The organism is Mixta gaviniae (genome assembly GCF_002953195.1).
Lineage (GTDB): Bacteria > Pseudomonadota > Gammaproteobacteria > Enterobacterales > Enterobacteriaceae > Mixta > Mixta gaviniae.
Map to the genome: position 1 here is coordinate 2,481,881 of NZ_CP026377.1, position 20,696 is coordinate 2,502,576.

Below are 20,696 nucleotides of genomic sequence, written 5' to 3' on the forward strand. Positions count from 1 at the left end.
TCTTACGGCAAAACATCAATCAAAGGAACACCGGCCTGCACCGGCACTAACTCGCCAATGGCGCTGACCGACAGCGCCAGGCTTTGCGCCAGCTGACGGAAAGCGGCGACAGCCTCGGCGCGCACCGCCACCAGCAAGCCGCCAGAGGTTTGCGGATCGCACAGCAGCTGACGCTGCGCTTCGCTCAGCGCGCCGATCAGATGGCCGTAGCTGGCGAAATTACGTCCGGTGCCGCCGGGCACGCAGCCTGCGGCGATATACTCATCCACGCCGGGCAGACGCGGCACGGCGGAGTAATGCACGCGCGCACGTACGCCGGATCCCTGGCAGATTTCGCTCAGGTGTCCCAGCAGGCCGAAACCGGTGACATCGGTCATCGCCGTCACCCCGGGCAGCGCGGCGAAATGTTCGCCGGCGCTGTTAAGCTGGCACATAACATCGCGCGCCAGCCCCTGATGTTCCGGACGCAGCAACGATCTCTTCTCGGCGGTGGTCAACACGCCGATACCGAGCGGCTTGGTCAGGAACAGCGTACAGCCCGCTTCGGCGGCGCTGTTCTTTTTCACCCGCTCGCCTGGCACCACGCCGGTGACCGCCAGACCGAAAATCGGCTCCGGCGCATCGATAGAGTGACCGCCCGCCAGCGCGATCCCGGCGGCGTGACAGACGCTGCGTCCGCCCTCAATCACCTGACGCGCCACCTCCGGCGGCAGCTTATCCAGCGGCCAGCCGAGGATAGCGATCGCCATTACCGGCCTGCCCCCCATGGCGTAGATATCGCTGATGGCGTTGGTGGCGGCGATACGGCCGAAATCGAACGCATCGTCGACGATGGGCATAAAAAAGTCGGTGGTGCTAATCACGGCCGTGCCGTTGCCCAGGTCGTAGACGGCGGCATCGTCGCGCGTCTCATTGCCGACCAGCAGCCGCGGGTCGTGAAACGCCGTCAGCTCGCTCTGCAGAATGGTTTCCAGCACCTGAGGGGAAATTTTACAGCCGCAGCCGGCGCCGTGGCTGTACTGGGTAAGACGTATCGACTGATTCACGGGTGACTCCTTCATCCAGATCGCTGGCGTGTATGTTAACGCGTTACTCCTGGCGTGATAAGTCACCTCTGACGCGGCGCGGTTAAAAAGCAGGGCTGAGATCGCACCCTGCCAGAATAAAGGCCGCAGATCTGTCAGAAATAACTGACAAACGGAGCGGTATCGGGAGGCAATACCGTGGTGGAGGATTTAAGCTGCGGCGTGCCGAGGTAGAGGAAGCCGACAATCGCATCCTGCTCGCGGCAGTTGAACGCCGCGCGCACCGCTTCATTATCCGTCCAGGCACCGCTGCGCCAGATGCCGTTAAAACCCTGCGCGGCGGCGGCCATCTGCATCGCCATGACCGCGCAGCCCGCCGACAGCAGCTGCTCCCAGCGCGGCACTTTCGGATGCGTTTCGCAGTGCGCCACGACGGTAATGATCATCGGCGCGCGAAACGGCGCCTGCTTCGCTTTTTCAATCGCTTTGTCATCCATATTGCCGTCGCGCGCGGCCTGCTCCAACAGCTGGCTGAAGCGTTCAAGACCCTGCTTCTCAATAATATGAAAGCGCCAGGGCTGGAGCGTGCCGTGATCCGGCGCGCGCATACCGGCGCGCAGAATATTATCCAGCGCCTCGCCCGTCGGCGCAGGCTCGGCTAAACGCGATGCGGAGCGGCGATTAACCAGTAAATCCAGTGCCTCCATCTCTTCCTCCTGATAATGATTAGCATTCTTTGCAAACTACCACAGGCTGACGTTTTGTTACAGCCGCGCGCGATTTCCTGCTGACATTTGCCCGGCTGCTCTTTAGGATGTGGATGAAATTCTGGCAGAAAAGCTGCTTTTCTGCGCCCTGTCTGGCGATTATGGAGAAAACATGCGCACCTTGTGGCGAATCATAGCAGGCATCTTTAAGTGGACATGGCGGGTGCTGAACTTTATCCGCGAATGCATTCTTAATCTGTTTCTGATCTTTTTAGTGTTGGTCTGCGTCGGCATCTGGCTGCAGGTGAAAAACGCCAGCGCGCCTGCGGAAGTGCCGCGCGGCGCGCTGAAAGTCGATCTTTCCGGCGTGGTGGTGGATAAGCCGTCGGTCAGCAATAAGCTGAGCAAAATCGGACGCCAGCTGCTCGGCTCCAGCAGCGACCGGCTGAAGGAGAACTCGCTGTTTGATATCGTCGCCGCCATCCGGCAGGCGAAGAGCGACAGCAAAATCACCGGTATCGTGCTGGATCTGCGCAACTTTGCCGGCGCCGATCAGCCTTCGCTGCAGTATATCGGCAAGGCGCTGCGTGAATTCCGCGACAGCGGCAAACCGATCTACGCCAGCGGCGATAGCTATTCGCAGGCGCAATATTATCTGGCCAGCTACGCCAATAAAATTTACCTCTCCCCGCAGGGCGAGGTCGATCTGCACGGCTTCGCCACCAATACCCTCTACTATAAAAGCCTGCTCGATAAGCTGAAGGTGACCTCGCATGTGTTCCGCGTCGGCACCTATAAATCGGCGGTCGAGCCTTTCCTGCGCGACGACATGTCCCCTGCGGCGCGCGACGCCGACAGCCGTTGGGTTGGCGAACTGTGGCAAAACTACCTGAACGTGGTGGCGGCCAACCGTCAGATTACGGCGCAACAGCTCTTCCCAGGCGCGCAGGGGCTGCTTAACGGCCTGCAGCAAACGGGCGGCGATACCGCGCGCTACGCTAAAGAGAACAAACTGGTGGACCAGCTGGCGACACGCGCCGAAACGGAGCAGCTGTTCGCGAAGCAGTTCGGCTGGGACAAGCAGGATCAGGACTACAACGCCATCAGCATCTACGACTATCCGGTGCAGGATAACAGCTCGCAGAGCGGCAATGTGGCAGTGATCCTGGCGACCGGCGCGATCATGGATGGCGAAGAGACGCCGGGCGCGGTTGGCGGCGATACCACGGCGGCGCAAATCCGTCAGGCGCGTCTCGACCCGAATGTGAAAGCGATTGTGTTCCGCGTTAACAGCCCGGGCGGCAGCGTCACTGCCTCTGAAGTGGTGCGCCAGGAGCTGGCGGCGGCGCGCGCGGCCGGTAAACCGGTCGTCGTCTCGATGGGCGGTATGGCGGCCTCCGGCGGCTACTGGATCTCGACCCCCGCCAACTACATCATCGCCAGCCCGGCGACGCTCACCGGCTCGATCGGCATTTTCGGCGTGATCAATACGGTGGAAAACTCGCTGGATGCCATCGGCGTGCATACCGACGGCGTGGCGACCTCGCCGCTGGCTGATATCGCCAGCACCAAGGCGCTGCCGCCGGAAGTGCAGCAGATGATGCAGCTGAGCATCGAAAACGGCTATCACAAATTTATCGGTCTGGTGGCGAAAGCGCGGCAGAAAACGCCGGAGCAGATCGATCAGATCGCGCAGGGTCACGTCTGGACCGGCAGCGACGCCAAAGGCAACGGCCTGGTCGACGCGTTGGGCGATTTCGACGATGCGGTTGCCAAAGCGGCGGAGCTGGCGAAGCTGAAAGATGTGCAGCTGAACTGGTTTGCCGATGAACCCGCGCTCATCGATCTGGTGCTGGGTCAGATGGACGCCTCGGTGCGCGCCGCACTGCCTGCCGCGCTGCAGGCCTGGCTGCCCGCGCCGATGGTGGACGTGGTCAGTGCAATGAAGCAGCAGCCGGGTCTGTTCGGCGCGCTTAACGATCCGCAAAACCGTTATTCCCTCTGCCTGACCTGCGGCGAGGTACGCTAACCGCCTCAGCCCGATCGGCGTGATGCTGGTCGGGCTGCTCTTCCCGACGCTTTACCGTATACTGCTTTTTTTCCGCAAAGCTGAGTCGCTTTTCATGCAAAAAAAATCCATTTACGTTGCCTATACCGGTGGGACGATCGGTATGCAGCGCTCTGCGCAGGGCTATATTCCGGTTTCAGGTCATCTGCAACAGCAGCTGGCGGCGATGCCGGAGTTTCATCGCCCGGAGATGCCCGATTTTACCATTCATGAGTATCAGCCGCTGATTGACTCTTCCGATATGACGCCGCAGGACTGGCAGGCGATTGCGGAAGATATTCGTCAGAACTATGCGCTTTACGACGGCTTTGTCATTCTGCATGGCACCGACACCATGGCGTTTACCGCCTCGGCGCTCTCTTTTATGCTGGAAAACCTGGCGAAGCCGGTGATAGTGACAGGGTCACAGATTCCGCTCGCCGAGCTGCGTTCCGACGGGCAACAAAACCTGCTTAACGCGCTGTTTGTGGCGGCCAACTATCCGGTGAAAGAGGTGTCGCTGTTCTTCAATAACACCCTCTATCGCGGCAACCGCACCACTAAGGCGCATGCGGACGGCTTCAACGCCTTCGCCTCGCCGAACCTGCCGCCGCTGCTGGAAGCGGGCATTCATATCCGCCGCCTGAACACGCCGGCCGCGCCGCAGGGTGAAGGCGAGCTGATCGTCCATCCGATTACGCCGCAGCCTATTGGCGTGGTCACCATCTATCCGGGCATCTCCGCCGAAGTGGTGCGCAACTTCCTGCGTCAGCCGGTGAAGGCGCTGATCCTGCGCTCTTACGGCGTCGGCAATGCGCCGCAAAACGCCGAGTTTCTGGCAGAGCTGCAGGCCGCCTCGGCGCGCGGCATCGTGGTGGTCAACCTGACACAGTGCATGTCGGGCAAGGTGAATATGGGCGGCTACGCTACCGGTAACGCGCTGGCCCATGCCGGCGTGATCGGCGGGTTCGATATGACCGTCGAAGCGACGCTGACCAAGCTGCATTACCTGCTCAGCCAGCCGCTGAGCTGCGATGAGGTACGCCATCTGATGCAGGTTAACCTGCGCGGCGAACTGACCCCTGACGATCGTTAATAAGGAGTGCGGATGAAACAGGCGCTGATTCTTATCGACCTGCAAAATGATTTTTGCCCGGGCGGCGCGCTGGCGGTTACCGACGGCGACGCGGTGATCGCCGTAGCGAACCGCCTGGCGGCGGCGTTTCATCAGCGCGGCGAGCCGGTGATCGCTACGCAGGACTGGCACCCTGCCGATCACGGCAGCTTTGCTTCCGTGGCAGGCGAAGCGGAGCATACGACTGGGGAGCTGAACGGGCTGCCGCAGATTTGGTGGCCCGATCATGCGGTGCAGCAGAGCCACGGCGCCGATTTTCATCCGGGGCTGCAACGCGAGCTGATTGATGTGGTGTTTCATAAAGGCGAACAGCGCGATATCGATAGCTACAGCGCCTTTTTCGACAACGGCCACCGACGTCAGACCGGTCTGGATGCGTGGCTGCGCGCGCGCGGCATCACGCATCTCACCATGATGGGGCTGGCAACCGATTACTGCGTAAAGTTTAGCGTGCTGGATGCGCTGCAGCTGGGCTATCAGGTCGAGGTGATCAGCGACGGCTGTCGCGGCGTGAATTTACAGCCGCAAGACAGCGCCGCGGCGCTGGCGGAGATGGCTGCGCACGGCGCGCACATTCGCCACTGAGAATTATCTCGCCTGCGGGCGATCAGCCTGGCGCGATCGGCTGCAGGCAGTGCAGTCTCTGATAGCCTTTCTCTGGCCTGCAGGTGAAAGTCTCTTCCTGCAGGCAACTGCCGCCCGGCTAGTGATACAGGCTAACTCGCCGGGGGCGGGAAGCCCTGTTTTCACTTGAGGCGCGTAACGCTTACTGCAGGGTAATGCGCGTAACCTCGTCGCCGATGCCGAACTCTTCCTTCAGCTCGCGCTTAGAGCGCGTTACCAATTCGCCGCCCTGCCCGATGCTCATATGCTGCGGCTGATGGTTGTGGCGCGACTGCCACAGCATCACCAGCTGCATGCAGTTTTCCTTCTGCTCGTCGCTCAGCGCCACGCCGTCCGGCCATTTGCCGGTTTCCACCGCGGTCGCCAGACGCTGATAAATGTCCGGCGTCATCGCCTCGATCATCGCATCAAGTTCTGATTTCATCGCTTAGCCTTTGGTCTGGTTGCCGTCGTTATCGCTGAAACTCAGCGACGCCGAATTGACGCAGTAGCGTTCGCCGGTCGGCTGCGGGCCGTCGGGGAAAACGTGTCCCAGATGGGCATCGCAGCTGCCGCAGCGAATTTCAATGCGGTGCATGCCGTGCGAGTTATCTTCCAGATAGTGAATCGCTTCTTCGGTGTAGGGCTGGTAAAAGCTCGGCCAGCCGCAGCCGGAATCATACTTGCTTTCCGACAGGAACAGCGGCGCGTTACACACCAGGCAGTGATAGATCCCTTCCGCTTTGTTGTGCAACAGCGCACCGCTGAAGGGCGGCTCTGTCCCACGCTGCTGCGTTACGTAGAGCTGCATTTCAGTCAGCTGGTTATCAGGCGTACGATCGTTCAATTCTTTAGCCATTTTCATCATCTCTGGCAATGTCATTCTGGAAAAATCGGCTAGTATTCTAACAAGTAGTTAACAAGAACAGGTTAATATTTTGTGCCTGACAAGCTTTGACGCGCACCCAACTTACAAATTGTGATGCGGATCACTTTTCATCAAAGCGAGCCCTTTATATTCGGTCATCAGGCCGCAAAATGGGTAGAGCAGAATCGTTACGGAAGCGGTTTCAAACCCGAAAATTCTCTGTAATGGGTTTGACTTGTCGCAATAATTGACACGATTCCGCTTGACGCCTGGTAAGGATTTTGTAATTTTACAGCCAACCTTTTATTCACTAACAAATAGCTGGTGGAATATATGACTATCAAAGTAGGTATTAACGGTTTTGGTCGTATCGGTCGCATCGTTTTCCGTGCTGCGCAGCAGCGTTCAGACGTAGAAATCGTTGCCATCAACGACCTGCTGGACGCTGAATACATGGCGTACATGCTGAAGTATGACTCAACGCATGGCCGTTTCGATGGCACCGTTGAAGTACAGGACGGCGCGCTGGTGGTTAACGGCAAAAAAATCCGTGTTACCTCTGAAAAAGACCCGGCTAACCTGAAGTGGGACGAAGTCGGTGTTGACGTGGTAGCAGAAGCGACCGGTATCTTCCTGACTGACGAAACCGCACGTAAACACATCACCGCTGGCGCGAAGAAAGTTGTGATGACCGGTCCGTCCAAAGATGACACCCCGATGTTCGTTCGCGGCGCCAACTTTGACAAATATGCCGGCCAGGATATCGTGTCCAACGCATCCTGCACCACCAACTGCCTGGCACCGCTGGCGAAAGTCATCAACGACAAATTCGGCATCGTTGAAGGTCTGATGACCACCGTTCACGCAACCACTGCTACGCAGAAAACCGTTGATGGCCCGTCTCACAAAGACTGGCGCGGCGGCCGCGGCGCATCTCAGAACATCATCCCGTCCTCTACCGGCGCAGCGAAAGCAGTAGGTAAAGTACTGCCGGAACTGAACGGCAAACTGACCGGTATGGCGTTCCGCGTTCCGACTCCGAACGTTTCCGTTGTTGACCTGACCGCGCGTCTGGCTAAACCGGCTTCTTACAAAGAAATCTGTGAAGCGATCAAAGCCGCTTCTGAAGGCGATATGAAAGGCGTTCTGGGCTACACCGAAGACGCAGTGGTTTCTACCGATTTCAACGGCGAAACCCTGACTTCCGTGTTCGACGCCAGCGCAGGTATCGCACTAAACGACAACTTCGTGAAACTGGTTTCCTGGTACGACAACGAAACTGGCTACTCACACAAAGTTCTGGATCTGGTCGCGCTGGTTGCTTCTAAATAAGCCACGTTGACAGACTAAACTTTGAGGGCGACTACGGTCGCCCTTTTTTATCGTCTGAATTCAGCAAGGTAATCTCATGACCGAAAAACTGTTTTCGCTTCCCGTGGTTAACCAGATCTCCCCTTACCTCAGCCTGCGCCAGCTGGGCGAACTGCCGGTGCTGGTGGTAAGCCATCCTAAAGTGCGCGCCGCCGTGACCCTGCAGGGCGCCCAGCTTATCGCCTGGCAGCCCAACGGTGAAAAACCGGTGATCTGGCTCAGCGAGAAAAGCGCTTTTGCCCCTGGTAAAGCGATTCGCGGCGGCGTACCGATCTGCTGGCCGTGGTTTGGCCCGGCGGGCGAGCCGGCGCACGGTTTCGCGCGTAACCAGCCCTGGACGCTTTCCGCTCATGATGAAAATGAGGATTGCGTGCTGCTGACGCTGGAGCTGGCGAGCAATCCGCAGACCAAAGCGCTCTGGCCGCACGACTTCACTCTGTTCGCCCGTTTCCGTCTCGGCGAACGCTGCGAAATTGAACTGGAAGCGCACGGCGACTATCAGGCTACCTGCGCGCTGCACAGTTACTTCTGCATCGATGATATTAACGAGGTGGAAGTCAGCGGACTGGGTCAGCCCTTTATCGACAAGGTAAAAGATGGCGAGCCGGGCACCGCGGCAGATGGCAGGCAGCGTTATGCCGGGCGCGTCGATCGCATCTTTACCCAGCCGGAGGATTGCAGCCTGATTCAGGATAAAGCCGGCCAGCGCGTGATTAAGGTTTACCATCACCATCACAGCGACGTCGTCACCTGGAACCCGGGCGTAGAGCTATCCTGCAGTATGGGCGATATGGCGAATGAAGGGTATCAAACCATGGTGTGCGTTGAGACCGCGCGCATCAACGCGCCGATGAAAAGCGCCGTTGAGCAGCCGGCGCGTCTGGCGACCACCTTCCGGGTGCGAAAAAAACGTTAAAAAAAGCCGGGCGTTGTCGCCCGGCTTTGTACGCATTCCTCAGACCACATCCAGCGGCTGTTTGCTCTGCGGCGGCGGAAACAGGCTATCCAGCTGCGCCAGCTGTTCATCGCTCAGCGTTATCGTTAACGCCGCCGCATTTTCCCGTACGTGCGTCACGCTGCTGGCTTTCGGGATCGCCATAACGCCGGGCTGACGGATAACCCACGCCAACAGCAGCTGCGCCACACTCGCCTCCAGCTGCTGCGCGATGGTTTGCAACGTCGGCTGCGTCAGCAAATCGCGGCGCAAACGTCCCGCCTGCGCCAGCGGGCAGTAGGCCATAAGCGGCAGCTGACGCGCCTGACAGGCGGGCAGCAGATCGAACTCAATGCCGCGCGAAGCGAGATGATACAGAACCTGATTCGCCGCGCAGGCTTCGCCGCCCGGCTCCTGCCACAGTTCCAGCATATCGTCGGCGTCAAAATTGGAGACGCCCCAGCGACGGATTTTGCCCTGCTGCTGTAGCTTTTCCATCGCCCGAATGGTCTCCTCGAGCGGGATATTGCCGCGCCAGTGCAGCAGATAGAGATCAAGGTAGTCTGTCTTCAGCCGCTCCAGGCTGCGCTCGCACGCCTCTACCGCATCTACCGCGCCGGCGTTCCACGGATAGAATTTGGAGACCAGCCAGACGCGATCGCGCCTGCCCTGCAACGCCTCGCCAACCACCCGCTCCGCTCCGCCGTCGGCGTACATTTCTGCGGTATCGATCACCGACAGCCCGCACTCGATGCCCGCCTGCAGCGCGGCGATCTCCTGCTGACGCAGATCTGCGCTTTCACCCATATACCAGGTTCCCTGCCCGATCGCCGGCAGCGCCGCATCGTTAGCAAACTGCACTGTTCTGCTCATTCTCTCTCCTTTGCACGCCGCATATGCCCCGTTCAGGTGCAACGGGACGCAGAACGCCCCGTTATCATGCGGCCGGTTAGAAGCTGTAGCTTACGCCGGTCCAGGCGGTGAATTGGGAATCGTTGTCCACCATCGGGCTATCTTTGATCTCATCGGCCAGGCGGGTATAGCGCGCATAGATGCCGGCGTTCCAGCGGTCGGTAAGACGATAGTTGGCGCTCAGCTCGACGTAAGGGCTCCAGCTGTCGTCAGGCTGATAGCGGCTGATGCCGGTACGATCCGCTTCATGACCGGAGACGCCGTAGTAGTAACGGTTTTGATTGGCGCTGGTCCAGGTAGCACCGATCCCCGGCGTCAGGCTGAAATCGCCGAAGTCGAAGCGGTAGAGATAGGTAAGATCCCAGACGATGCCGTCGCTTTTGCCCAGCACATCGCCCAACAGGTTAGTGCGCACGATGCCCCAGTCGGCGATATGACGATATTCTACCCCGCCCATCACGGTCATACGGCGCTTGTCCAGGCCTTTCATATCGCCCAAATCGTTATCGTCCGGATCGTACTGCTGCGGCGAGCCGGCCAGCGTCAGTGAGAGCTGGTTCTGCGGATCTTTCCACAGGTAGTAACCGCCCTGTAGGGTGCGCAGCCAGAAATCGTCGCCCTCATAATTGATGACCGGAACCGGAAGATAGCGATCCTGGCCGCCTTTATAAGGACTTTGCGCGTAAATCACGGAAGCGCCCAGCGTCAGCGGATGCGCCTCATCAGCCTGAGCCAGATCACAAATCGGTAAAAGCAGAGCAAGAGTGCTAATTTTGAATCGGTTCACAATTTATTTCTTCCATAAATAGAACAATCAGAGAAGTAGTTTAACGCTATTGCGTGACAGGTTTAAATATTTATACATTTTGACGCATCCGGAACAACGCGCCACATGGCTTCGCCCGGAAAATGCGGCGCTTATTTACAAAATCGCTACAGCCCGCGCCCCGCAAGGGTGACCGTTATTACCTGAACGACTTTCCTGTTGAAATTAAATAGCATTAAAGAAATTTCCTGAAATGCCATCTACAGTTAAAAGTAAGCTAAGTGATTCGTTCGAGCAGAGTAACCATCAAATCTGTGTACCCCGATAAAAATACGTCAGGTTGGCATAAGGGTTGCTGTACTCCCAAGAGAATACCTTCCGGAAGCTGATAAACCTTTTATAACGCTTCCATTACCTGTGCTAAAAACGAAAGGACGGGCATCGCTATGAATATATTCGATCACTATCGTCAGCGTTATGAAGCTGCCAAGGACGAAGAGTTCACACTGCAGGAATTCCTGGCTACCTGTAAGCAGGATCGCAGTGCATACGCCAACGCGGCAGAAAGACTGTTAATGGCTATTGGTGAGCCCGTGATGGTCGACACTGCCCAGGAGCCTCGCCTTTCCCGCCTGTTCTCAAACCGTGTTATCGCACGTTATCCGGCGTTCGAAGAGTTCTATGGGATGGAGGAAGCCATTGAGCAGATTGTTTCCTATCTGAAACATGCCGCTCAGGGCCTGGAAGAGAAAAAACAGATCCTGTATCTGTTGGGCCCGGTCGGGGGCGGTAAATCATCGCTGGCCGAACGGTTAAAATCACTGATGCAGCGCGTGCCTATCTATGTGCTGAGCGCCGACGGCGAACGCAGCCCGGTCAACGACCATCCGCTCTGCCTGTTTAACCCGCAGGAAGACGCCAATATTCTGGAGAAAGAGTATGGCGTGCCGCGCCGCTACCTCGGCACCATTATGTCGCCGTGGGCCGCCAAACGCCTGCATGATTTCGGCGGCGACATTACCCGCTTTAAGGTGGTGAAGGTGTGGCCTTCTATCCTTGAGCAGCTGGCGATCGCCAAAACCGAGCCGGGCGATGAAAACAACCAGGATATTTCGGCGCTGGTGGGTAAAGTCGATATCCGCAAGCTGGAAAACCATGCCCAGAACGATCCTGACGCCTACGGCTATTCCGGCGCGCTCTGCCGCGCCAACCAGGGCATCATGGAATTCGTCGAAATGTTCAAGGCGCCGATTAAAGTGTTGCATCCGCTGCTGACCGCCACGCAGGAAGGCAACTATAACGGTACCGAAGGCATCTCCGCCCTGCCGTTTAACGGTATTATTCTTGCGCACTCCAACGAATCGGAGTGGGTGCAGTTCCGCAACAACAAGAACAACGAGGCGTTTCTTGACCGTGTCTATATCGTTAAGGTGCCTTACTGCCTGCGCGTCTCGGAAGAGATCAAGATCTATGAGAAGCTGCTTAATCACAGCGAGCTGACCCATGCGCCCTGCGCGCCCGGCACGCTGGAGACGCTGGCGCGCTTCTCTATCCTGTCGCGCATGAAGGAGCCGGAAAACTCCAGCATCTATTCCAAAATGCGCGTCTATGATGGCGAAAGCCTGAAAGATACCGACCCGAAAGCGAAATCGTATCAGGAGTACCGCGATTACGCCGGGGTGGACGAAGGGATGAACGGCCTCTCCACGCGCTTCGCCTTTAAGATCTTGTCGCGCGTTTTCAACTTCGACCATACTGAGGTGGCGGCCAACCCGGTCCACCTGTTCTACGTGCTGGAGCAGCAGATTGAGCGCGAGCAGTTCCCGCAGGACCTGGCGGAGAAATATCTGGAGTTCCTCAAAGGCTACCTGATCCCTAAATACGCCGAGTTTATCGGCAAAGAGATCCAAACCGCCTATCTGGAATCCTATTCCGAGTATGGTCAGAACATTTTCGACCGTTACGTCACCTATGCCGATTTCTGGATCCAGGATCAGGAGTATCGCGATCCTGATACCGGCCAGCTGTTCGACCGCGAGGCGCTCAACGCTGAGCTGGAGAAGATCGAGAAACCGGCAGGCATCAGCAATCCGAAAGATTTCCGCAACGAGATCGTGAACTTCGTGCTGCGTGCGCGCGCGCAGAACAGCGGACGTAACCCTAACTGGACCAGTTATGAGAAGCTGCGTACGGTTATCGAGAAGAAAATGTTCTCTAATACCGAGGAGCTGCTGCCGGTGATTTCGTTTAACGCGAAAACCTCTACCGACGAGCAGAAGAAACATGATGATTTTGTCGATCGTATGATGGAGAAAGGCTATACCCGCAAGCAGGTGCGTCTGCTGTGCGAATGGTATTTGCGCGTACGCAAATCGAGTTAAGTCCTGTAAGCACATAAACGCGTAACGGAAGCGAAAGTAAAGAGGCCGGGCAACCGCGTCCGGCCTGGCTTGCAACGTTGTTTGGGGGAGCTATGGCCTATTTCATCGATCGGCGACTCAACGGCAAGAACAAAAGCGCGGTTAACCGCCAGCGCTTTTTGCGCCGCTATAAGTCGCAAATCAAACAGTCGATCTCCGAGGCCATTAATAAACGTTCGGTGACCGACGTTGAGAGTGGTGAGTCAGTTTCTATTCCGGTAGACGATATCAACGAACCCATTTTTCATCAGGGACGCGGCGGCATGCGCCATCGCGTTCATCCCGGCAATGATCACTTTGTGCAAAACGATCGTATTGAACGGCCTCAGGGAGGCGGCGGCGGCGGCGGCAGTGGTCAGGGCAACGCCAGTCAGGATGGTGAAGGACAGGATGAATTTGTCTTCCAGATCTCTAAAGATGAATATCTCGATCTGCTGTTTGAAGATCTGGCGCTGCCGCACCTGCGCAAAACGCAGCAGCGGCAGATGAACGAATATAAAACGCATCGCGCCGGTTTCACTTCCAATGGCGTGCCGGCCAATATCAGCGTGGTGCGCTCACTGCAGAACTCGCTGGCGCGGCGTACCGCCATGACCGCCGGCAAGCGCCGCATGCTGCATGAGCTGGAGGCATCGCTGGAAACGGTGGAGAAAGCAGAGCCGGTGCAGCTGCTGGAGGAAGAGCGGCTGCGTAAGGAGATCGCCGAACTGCGTGCGCGCATTGAGCGCGTGCCTTTTATCGATACCTTCGATCTGCGCTACAAAAACTTTGAGAAACGGCCGGAGCCGTCCAGCCAGGCCGTGATGTTCTGTCTGATGGACGTATCAGGCTCAATGGACCAGGCGACCAAGGATATGGCGAAGCGTTTTTATATCCTGCTCTATCTCTTCCTGAGCCGGACCTATAAAAACGTTGAGGTGGTCTATATCCGCCACCATACGCAGGCGAAAGAGGTGGATGAACAGGAGTTCTTCTATTCGCAGGAGACCGGCGGCACCATTGTCTCCAGCGCCCTGAAGCTGATGGATGAGGTGGTGAAAGAGCGCTACGACCCGACGCAGTGGAATATCTACGCCGCGCAGGCCTCCGATGGCGATAACTGGGCGGACGATTCGCCGCTGTGTCACGAAATTCTGGCGAAAAACATCCTGCCGGTGGTGCGCTACTACAGCTATATCGAGATTACCCGGCGCGCCCATCAGACCCTGTGGCGTGAATATGAGCATCTACAGGCGGCATTTGATAACTTCGCCATTCAGCATATCCGTGAGCCAGAAGATATCTACCCGGTCTTCCGCGAGCTGTTTCACAAGCAGACGGAGGATATGCGATAGTTAATCATTTAAATCAGTGGTTTAAGATGGCTTTAACCCCATTATTGTGTCGGTTTTAAGTGCGCTTATTGTTATAGATTTTTCAATAAGTCACTTTGCGTTTTGGGGAAAGACACCCGCGTTTTTCAGCTTGGGTCACTGCCATGGCAGTATCAATGGGTGGAGGTTCAGATCCTCGCTTGTTAAAAAAATACTTTGAAAAAGCAGCCACTTAAGGCTGCTTTTTTATTTCCTACGTTTTGGCGTCGTAAAATGATGGTAAGACAGTGGCAAAAACCACCGAAAAAAGCGTTAAATCCCTGGCTTACTTTCGTCCCGCGTTGCCTGGTTTCCACCGTCGCCTTTCCAGGTACGGTAACATTCTCAAGCACTTCATCTTTGCTCGCCTTACCCACATCGTTTAAAAAACGCTTTAATGAAACTTGGCTACCCCAATACGCCTTCAGATATTCTGCTGAACGAGACCAGAAGGCCCCGGTATTGATTGAAAGAATCATGTTGCCAGATTTGGAATCAGAGTAATTTAACCCAGGTACGCGCCGATTTTTTCATGCCTTCCTACCCTAGCCCGCCACCGGGCGGGCTTTTTGGCGGCCTTTCCCTGTGCATCCGTTCCGCCAGAGCAGTTAGAGCGATGGCATTTTTCCTAAAGCAGCTCTTATCTATTTGTATTTCCCGCTAGCTTGATGCTAGTCACATTTCCGTAAACACAAGCACACTACGCTTGGGTTAACTTTCGCAGTAAAAGCGGAAGCTCCTTCAACGACCCCCTTTAGCCCGCCTTGTGCGGGCTTTTTTGTGCGTCGCTTAGCCTAGCTTTCGCTTTCCCGCTTCCGCTCTAGATACGACACTCGGTGCAAGTTCTTTTGCTTCTCCATGATAGTTATCAATTGCCGGTATCCGTAATGACTCAGGGATCGAAATCTCAAACAAAATCGCGAACCCATTTTTGCTTTTGGTGGATTAACTGTTCGCTCTGCTTTTACTTCTAATTTTGAGTAGTACTGCGAGTTCTTTCTTTACATCATCCTGGCGGCGTACAGATGGTACAGTCCTGTGATCACGGGACGCTTTTATTGAATTTTAATGTGGCACGTCTTCTACGGCAGCCAGCGCTGCCAGACAATCCTCACGTGTAAACAGATACGGTGATTTTGGCCTGTTACTGACACGATATGCTTTGAGCCTTCCCTCAACAACCCATTAACAGTGCTGGTAGAGGGTTCCCCTTCACCAAAGCCAGATGTGTCGGGCTTTTCGGCGGTCCTGGCATAATCGAAAACGCCTATTAATTGCTGGTTCGGGGACCCCAAAAAAAATTTTCTAACCCGCGGCGGCGTGAAAAAAAATTAGGCGGCGGTTCTTTAGGCTCAGAATTCTGAACTTTTTCCTGGTTCTCCCCCCTGAAAATAATATTGATTGTCATTTAACTAAATTATTGATATTTAATATCATTTACATCGATTTTTACCGAATTTTCGTTCATCTCCGCATCCAGGTTGAAGACGGCGGTGATTGCCGATCGTCTTGCTGCATCTGTATCGATGGTGGAGCTCAGTTGTTGGCTCAACAGCTCACTATCAATTACTATGCCATGCCCGATGAACTCTTTGCCTCGATAGATATGGGCGAGCCGGACTTTCTTATTCTTCACCGTTCACTCCTCTCTTGCTGGGTGGACTACTTTTACCGATATGCGCGCCCTGAATCATTTACTGACTCAGCCATTCTTCCACCTGTTAGGACTAACTTCGGTTTAATCGATCCCGCGCGGTTTTGGCTTTATGGCACTTGAAGCAAATCGCAACCAGATTGCTGTCTTCATCTGTACCGCCATGTGCTTTAGGTTTGATATGGTCAACAGTGAACGCTGGTACAGGTCTGCCGTTCGCCAGCCATTGCTGACAGATGTGCCGATCACGCTTCAGGATACGCGCGCGAATAATGTCCCACGTACTGCCGTAGCCGCGCTGATGCTGTTGCCAGCCTTCATTGTGGTGATCGTTGCAGTATCCTGAGCGATCGGTTGTTGTCTTTGGGCCGTCGCCCTTACGGCATGCCCGGGGAATAGCTGATGGCATCAGGAACTCCAGCGAGTAACGGATATCAGGGCGCTGCCTCGCTTCGCCTTAACCCATATGACCAGAGGCGCACTGAATCCTATCTTGCCGGTCTCAGCGTGCGCTGGAGCATTCAGTGCTGGCTTAGATGGTGAGTCTGCCCAACATATCTCGGAGTAACCAGGCCAGCTGACGACAGACATGTAAGCATTATTGGTGCCGTTCGTTATTTGTACGTACTTGTCGTCAGCCAGGGCTATTGATTCTGTAGCCATATTATTTCCTCATATCAATCCATTGGATGTAGCGTTTGCCCCAGTTCTTGGTTGCAACTGGCAGAGTGAAGGTATCGCCGGTTATCTGACGCGTCATGGTGGTGCCGTCGCTGAAATGAATAACTAGTGAAGAGAAGCTTGTTGCCTGCACTGTTACAGAAGAAGCTGCCCTCTTACCCTGAACACCAGCGGCAGAGATAATCGGTGACGTTGCCAGTGTGCCTGCTTCAACTTGTGGATAAGCAGTATTAACCCTACCGCTGTATCAGTGATTCCAGTCGGCACAGAGTCATCCGTCACGGATGTGGGCGATGTCAATAACCCGTTATTAGCTCCGAAGTACGGGAATGCAGCTCGGAATATAAACGTCTCATCCGACACGATTGTTGTTGAAGCAGAAACGTAGCCGCTTCCTACATAACCAACCTGCCGGTTGTTGATTCCGATGTTTTGAAATGTCTTACCTGAGAAGCCGGCACGAAACGCCAGATTATTGCCCCCCTGTGCATGAGTATCAGAGAGTAAGTAATATTTCCTGACAGAACGACTGACGTCCGAAATTACGTTCGGTGGAATACCGTTCCGGAACCTGACTCACGATATTCTGTAAATCCGTTATAACCAGGCAAGCTGGTCATATTCTCCAGCATGATAGAGCCAAACAAGTTTGTTGCCGCTGGTTCTGGCTCATGTCGTCCTGCGACTACGCCATTCACATACTCAAGCGGCCATTTATTTGCAGTTGATATGAGAATTTTGCCGTCGACTCCCATATAGCTGTGGCTTGATCCTGTGTATATCAACCTGCTATCAAGCTGGCTGGCGGTCAGGTCAATTACGACATTCTGCGACGCTGCTTTCGACCGTCCGATAGTTACAGCCTTTGGCGTCCAGATTCCACGATGCTTACCCCCAATCACTGGGGGCATGGGGGCTAGTTAACATGTTTCGTTTCCATTAAAACGATGCCGCGCTGCTTCACAGCAGTGCTAACCGTAGACACAAGAGGAATGAGGACAGTCATCATCAGGCGCACCCGCAAATGCCCCTTGTAATGATCACTAAATAAAGTGAGGTTGGCTTAGGCGGCCAGCGGACGCCTAAGCCAACTTTCTCAAGCGTTTTCTGAACCGCTTATGCACTGAACCTGTAAGTCACCCATGTAGAACCGTTCCAGATGGCGCCCTGCGGATTGGTAGGAACCAGCTCTGTATGATAAGTCAGGCGCTCGCCCAGATAAGGCTGATATTGTTTACTGATATTAGCGCTCAGATTCATCTCTTTAGCAGCACTTCCAAATAACTTTTTACCCATCCCATAATGGTTGACACCTTCCAGACGCAAAGGCCCTTCCACCGTAGAACCGGAGAGAATTAACGGTGCATCTTCACTGTCATCACGGACGTTGCGGAAAGTCAGGCCCCAGGCTTTTGTATTCGTAGTACCGCCCTGTATAAGCGGAATCTTCCGCACGTCATTGCCAATAACCTGCACGTTATCCAAAGTTATTTCCCCATTACCCCATGTCTGAATCAGTGAAGTCATCAGCCCAGTTGTAAGCGGTTTTTCATCGGTTTCGTATTCCACAAAACGAATGGTGAGATTACGAAGCTGGGTATTATTACCAACGTCATTAATCACGGGCGCGGTAAAATCGGCTTTAACAAGGATAGTATCGCCATCACTGACAATGCCGCGAACATTTGATGTAGATACACCGGTAGAAAAATATAGAGGATTTAGTTTACTCGTATCAGGATAAGTGCCAGCCTGATTTTTAGGCCAAGCATGAAATGTGTTATCACGAGAATGAACTAAGGCATAGGTATTTTTCGAACTCAGCGAAACAGCACCATATAGGCGGTTACCTGAAAAAAGAAAATACCCACGGCCGTCAATAGCAACAACGCTCGAGCCACTCCCGCTGACCTGGTTATCACCAAATACAATCGCAAAAACCTTTTCTTTATTCAGGTTAAGGAAAGTGTTGTTACAGATACGAGCTGAATCCTGACCACGAATAATCATGCCCGCAGATTCACTGTTTTTCGTTACAAGGATCGTATTGTTGGTAAAACTCAAGCCAGCGCACTTGCGGTTTGGTGCGACGCGGTTAAGGATATCTGCTGTACCATCTGTTACAAGCACACATGAATCAATTGTTACGCCTGTAATCGCAGCCGAAATTAGTGCTCCACCTTTTGCAGTAAAAGTACATCCATGAGCTGTCAGACCTGCTTTGTCTGTGGATGCGCCACTGTATCCCAATTGTTCAGCTTCAATGTATTCGGGCCTTGGATCGAAATCTTTTGCGCTCAGGATAGCCGTAATGGATGCAAAACCAAGCTGAGGGTTACGCATCTGCCCGGCAGCTGGATCGCAGATGCCAAAAGAGCCTGTACAGCCATGAAGACGCATACGACTATTAGATGATTGGAAAGGTATATAACAATCACGCGCTTGAACGTTATAAAGCGTCACTTCAACTTTATTTTCGGCCTTAATACCCAGGGTATATCCTTCTACCTGGCAATTCATGATGGCATTGCCAGAAGCAATATGATCGGTGCTTAAAATTGATTCATTTTTTTTATGGAGATTAAATAGGATCTGTGGGACATATTTTTGGAAGGCAAGGCTACCATTAGACCACTCTGTCTCATGGTCAATGGGATACTCATTCCAGATGCCAATATAACCACAAATACCACCTTTGGTCTGGATTCCCTTGGACGTCGTATAATCGGCTTCAAAACGTCGAGTATTACGTACGGTTGTACCATCAACAACCATTCCATAGCATGAACTGGCAAAAATAAAGCCGCCGGTATGATCCGCGTCTTCGGCCTCTGTAGCTGGAGCAACGACCTGGTTAGCACTAATATTTTCACCAAGACAGCCCTGAATACGTGGGCGATAGCATTTTAGCAGGCGGATGCCATTGCCGTAGTTATTTTTGAATTTGCAGTCAACAAGCTGGAAATAGACAGCGTATTGAACATCCATAAGACGCGCGCCATTTCCCCAGGGCTTTGCATGGTTAACACCTGGATTTGCTGCCGTCCCGCCCTGATATGACTGCTTACTGTAATCAAATTCCAACCCTTTAATGGTAAACGGTGGAAATGGACAATTGGTGTCAGTCGGGCCAAATACACCTTCAGAAGTGTCATTGTCTTTAAATTTTTCCACTGTACCTGAACCTGAGCCAAAGAACAGGAAGTGTCTCATCTCGTTATACCAGCCGTTATTTGCCGCTCTGGTAACGTTGGTCAGTGAGCCCTGGGACGGAAAATCATTTGTTTCCTTAGTACGACCATATTTTAGTGCCGGCAGGGAATCACCCTGTTCAGATTTCACTGATGTTTCTGCTGCCACCCATAATGATGGGGCAAGTTTACTATTAAACAAAGCAACCAATTTTTTAACAACCTGCGTACCTTGATCGCCCGCTTTGGTTGTATATTTGATTGTCTGATCAGCAACAATAAAGCTAAACACCGTGCCTGTAGGATAAACACCGTTAGTAGCCAACTCAGGATTAGGAGTAATGGTTACAAAGGCTGGGTCTAGACTGTCATATTTTGGCGCTCTGTCCTCTGGCACCAGAACGCAGCCATAAGCATCAATGACACAACCGGGGTCTTCTGGTTTTGCTACCAATAAAATTCGAGCTGTTCCAGTATCAGCCGTTCCGACCTCTCGGGACTCTTCAAATCCACTGCCAATATTTACCTTCCCAACAGGCATTTTAATGGTTCTTCCTGTTGAAAGGCCATACTGCCAAGCTTCAATCAGCTTTTTACGGCAATCTGTCTTGCCATCTGCAATTACCCCAAACCATGAAGCCTGTACATCGCCGTCAAACTGGCGCTTCAGTCGGCTTCCATTTTTTGTAACTAAGGTGATTACACCATCGTCGGGGGTGTTATCATCAGCAGGATCATATTTAAAAAAGCCACCATTAAAGGATACAATGGCGCCATGCTCAGGTGTCATTGCATTAATTTCTTCAATGGTCTCAGCAACGCTGTAACCAGCATTTGAAGGGCCTGTTACGACTGCCTGTGTACTTTCTGAAGTCATATAGCATTCCTTATCAAGTTGGAACTACAGTTGAGTCAATCCAAGGATTGAACAGTAAAATCGTATATAAAAGGTCACTGATAAAACCGGTGGGTAATATATTTAATATGGGAAAGCAAAGAAGATAGTTTATCAGCCTTTTATTTAAGTCTA

General features: G+C 54.0%; 17 protein-coding genes. 7 read left to right on the plus strand and 10 right to left on the minus strand.

The window, feature by feature from the left end:
* Positions 1 to 2: 2 nt before the first annotated feature.
* Positions 3 to 1,046, minus strand: coding sequence for a selenide, water dikinase SelD (selD, locus tag C2E15_RS11520; RefSeq protein WP_425438004.1), 1,044 nt, complete (start codon positions 1,044 to 1,046; stop codon positions 3 to 5).
* Between the two features lie 134 nt (positions 1,047 to 1,180).
* Entirely contained in the window at positions 1,181 to 1,732 is a 552-nt protein-coding gene (locus C2E15_RS11525; protein WP_104957496.1) for an NAD(P)H nitroreductase, read from the minus strand.
* Between the two features lie 172 nt (positions 1,733 to 1,904).
* Here C2E15_RS11525 and sppA point away from each other — a divergent pair, with 172 nt between their 5' ends.
* From sppA to pncA, 3 genes are all read left to right on the plus strand, one after another.
* Entirely contained in the window at positions 1,905 to 3,761 is a 1,857-nt protein-coding gene (sppA, locus tag C2E15_RS11530; RefSeq protein WP_104959156.1) for a signal peptide peptidase SppA, read from the plus strand.
* Between the two features lie 94 nt (positions 3,762 to 3,855).
* Entirely contained in the window at positions 3,856 to 4,875 is a 1,020-nt protein-coding gene (ansA, locus tag C2E15_RS11535; protein ID WP_104959157.1) for an asparaginase, read from the plus strand.
* A 12-nt stretch (positions 4,876 to 4,887) separates the two neighbouring features.
* Positions 4,888 to 5,499, plus strand: a complete 612-nt coding sequence (gene pncA / locus C2E15_RS11540) for a bifunctional nicotinamidase/pyrazinamidase (RefSeq protein WP_104957497.1) — start codon at positions 4,888 to 4,890, stop codon at positions 5,497 to 5,499.
* Positions 5,500 to 5,680: 181 nt separating this feature from the next.
* Here pncA and C2E15_RS11545 read toward each other — a convergent pair whose 3' ends face one another.
* Positions 5,681 to 5,962: a YeaC family protein gene (locus C2E15_RS11545; protein ID WP_104957498.1), complete on the minus strand. Its 282-nt coding sequence runs from the start codon at positions 5,960 to 5,962 to the stop codon at positions 5,681 to 5,683.
* Positions 5,963 to 5,965: 3 nt separating this feature from the next.
* The gene (gene msrB / locus C2E15_RS11550; RefSeq protein ID WP_104959158.1) at positions 5,966 to 6,376 is read right to left on the minus strand and encodes a peptide-methionine (R)-S-oxide reductase MsrB; all 411 of its coding nucleotides are present in this window, start codon (positions 6,374 to 6,376) and stop codon (positions 5,966 to 5,968) included.
* A 342-nt stretch (positions 6,377 to 6,718) separates the two neighbouring features.
* Between msrB and gapA the strand changes: the two genes are divergently transcribed.
* Complete coding sequence (gapA, locus tag C2E15_RS11560; protein ID WP_104957500.1) at positions 6,719 to 7,717, plus strand: glyceraldehyde-3-phosphate dehydrogenase; 999 nt, start codon at positions 6,719 to 6,721, stop codon at positions 7,715 to 7,717.
* Positions 7,718 to 7,793: 76 nt separating this feature from the next.
* Complete coding sequence (locus tag C2E15_RS11565; protein WP_104957501.1) at positions 7,794 to 8,672, plus strand: D-hexose-6-phosphate mutarotase; 879 nt, start codon at positions 7,794 to 7,796, stop codon at positions 8,670 to 8,672.
* A 39-nt stretch (positions 8,673 to 8,711) separates the two neighbouring features.
* On the opposite strand, the gene C2E15_RS11570 is transcribed toward C2E15_RS11565, so the two are convergent.
* Complete coding sequence (locus tag C2E15_RS11570) at positions 8,712 to 9,563, minus strand: aldo/keto reductase (RefSeq protein ID WP_104957502.1); 852 nt, start codon at positions 9,561 to 9,563, stop codon at positions 8,712 to 8,714.
* A gap of 76 nt (positions 9,564 to 9,639) precedes the next feature.
* Positions 9,640 to 10,389 carry a MipA/OmpV family protein gene (locus C2E15_RS11575; protein ID WP_104957503.1) on the minus strand — a complete coding sequence of 250 codons (750 nt, stop codon included), beginning with the start codon at positions 10,387 to 10,389 and terminating at the stop codon, positions 9,640 to 9,642.
* Between the two features lie 425 nt (positions 10,390 to 10,814).
* Between C2E15_RS11575 and yeaG the strand changes: the two genes are divergently transcribed.
* Both yeaG and C2E15_RS11585 read left to right on the plus strand, forming a co-directional pair.
* A complete protein-coding gene (gene yeaG, locus C2E15_RS11580; protein WP_104957504.1) occupies positions 10,815 to 12,749 on the plus strand; it encodes a protein kinase YeaG in 1,935 nt (644 codons plus the stop codon).
* 92 nt (positions 12,750 to 12,841) lie between these two features.
* Entirely contained in the window at positions 12,842 to 14,122 is a 1,281-nt protein-coding gene (locus tag C2E15_RS11585) for a YeaH/YhbH family protein (protein ID WP_104957505.1), read from the plus strand.
* Positions 14,123 to 14,304: 182 nt separating this feature from the next.
* Here C2E15_RS11585 and C2E15_RS21695 read toward each other — a convergent pair whose 3' ends face one another.
* From C2E15_RS21695 to C2E15_RS11610, 4 genes are all read right to left on the minus strand, one after another.
* Positions 14,305 to 14,619 carry a hypothetical protein gene (locus C2E15_RS21695; protein ID WP_167391863.1) on the minus strand — a complete coding sequence of 105 codons (315 nt, stop codon included), beginning with the start codon at positions 14,617 to 14,619 and terminating at the stop codon, positions 14,305 to 14,307.
* Between the two features lie 938 nt (positions 14,620 to 15,557).
* Positions 15,558 to 15,776 (minus strand): hypothetical protein, encoded by a 219-nt coding sequence (locus C2E15_RS11595; RefSeq protein WP_104957506.1) that lies wholly within the window; start codon positions 15,774 to 15,776, stop codon positions 15,558 to 15,560.
* A 91-nt stretch (positions 15,777 to 15,867) separates the two neighbouring features.
* Entirely contained in the window at positions 15,868 to 16,203 is a 336-nt protein-coding gene (locus C2E15_RS11600) for an HNH endonuclease (RefSeq protein ID WP_104957507.1), read from the minus strand.
* Positions 16,204 to 17,591: 1,388 nt separating this feature from the next.
* Positions 17,592 to 20,543 (minus strand): hypothetical protein, encoded by a 2,952-nt coding sequence (locus tag C2E15_RS11610; protein ID WP_104957509.1) that lies wholly within the window; start codon positions 20,541 to 20,543, stop codon positions 17,592 to 17,594.
* Positions 20,544 to 20,696: the final 153 nt, after the last annotated feature.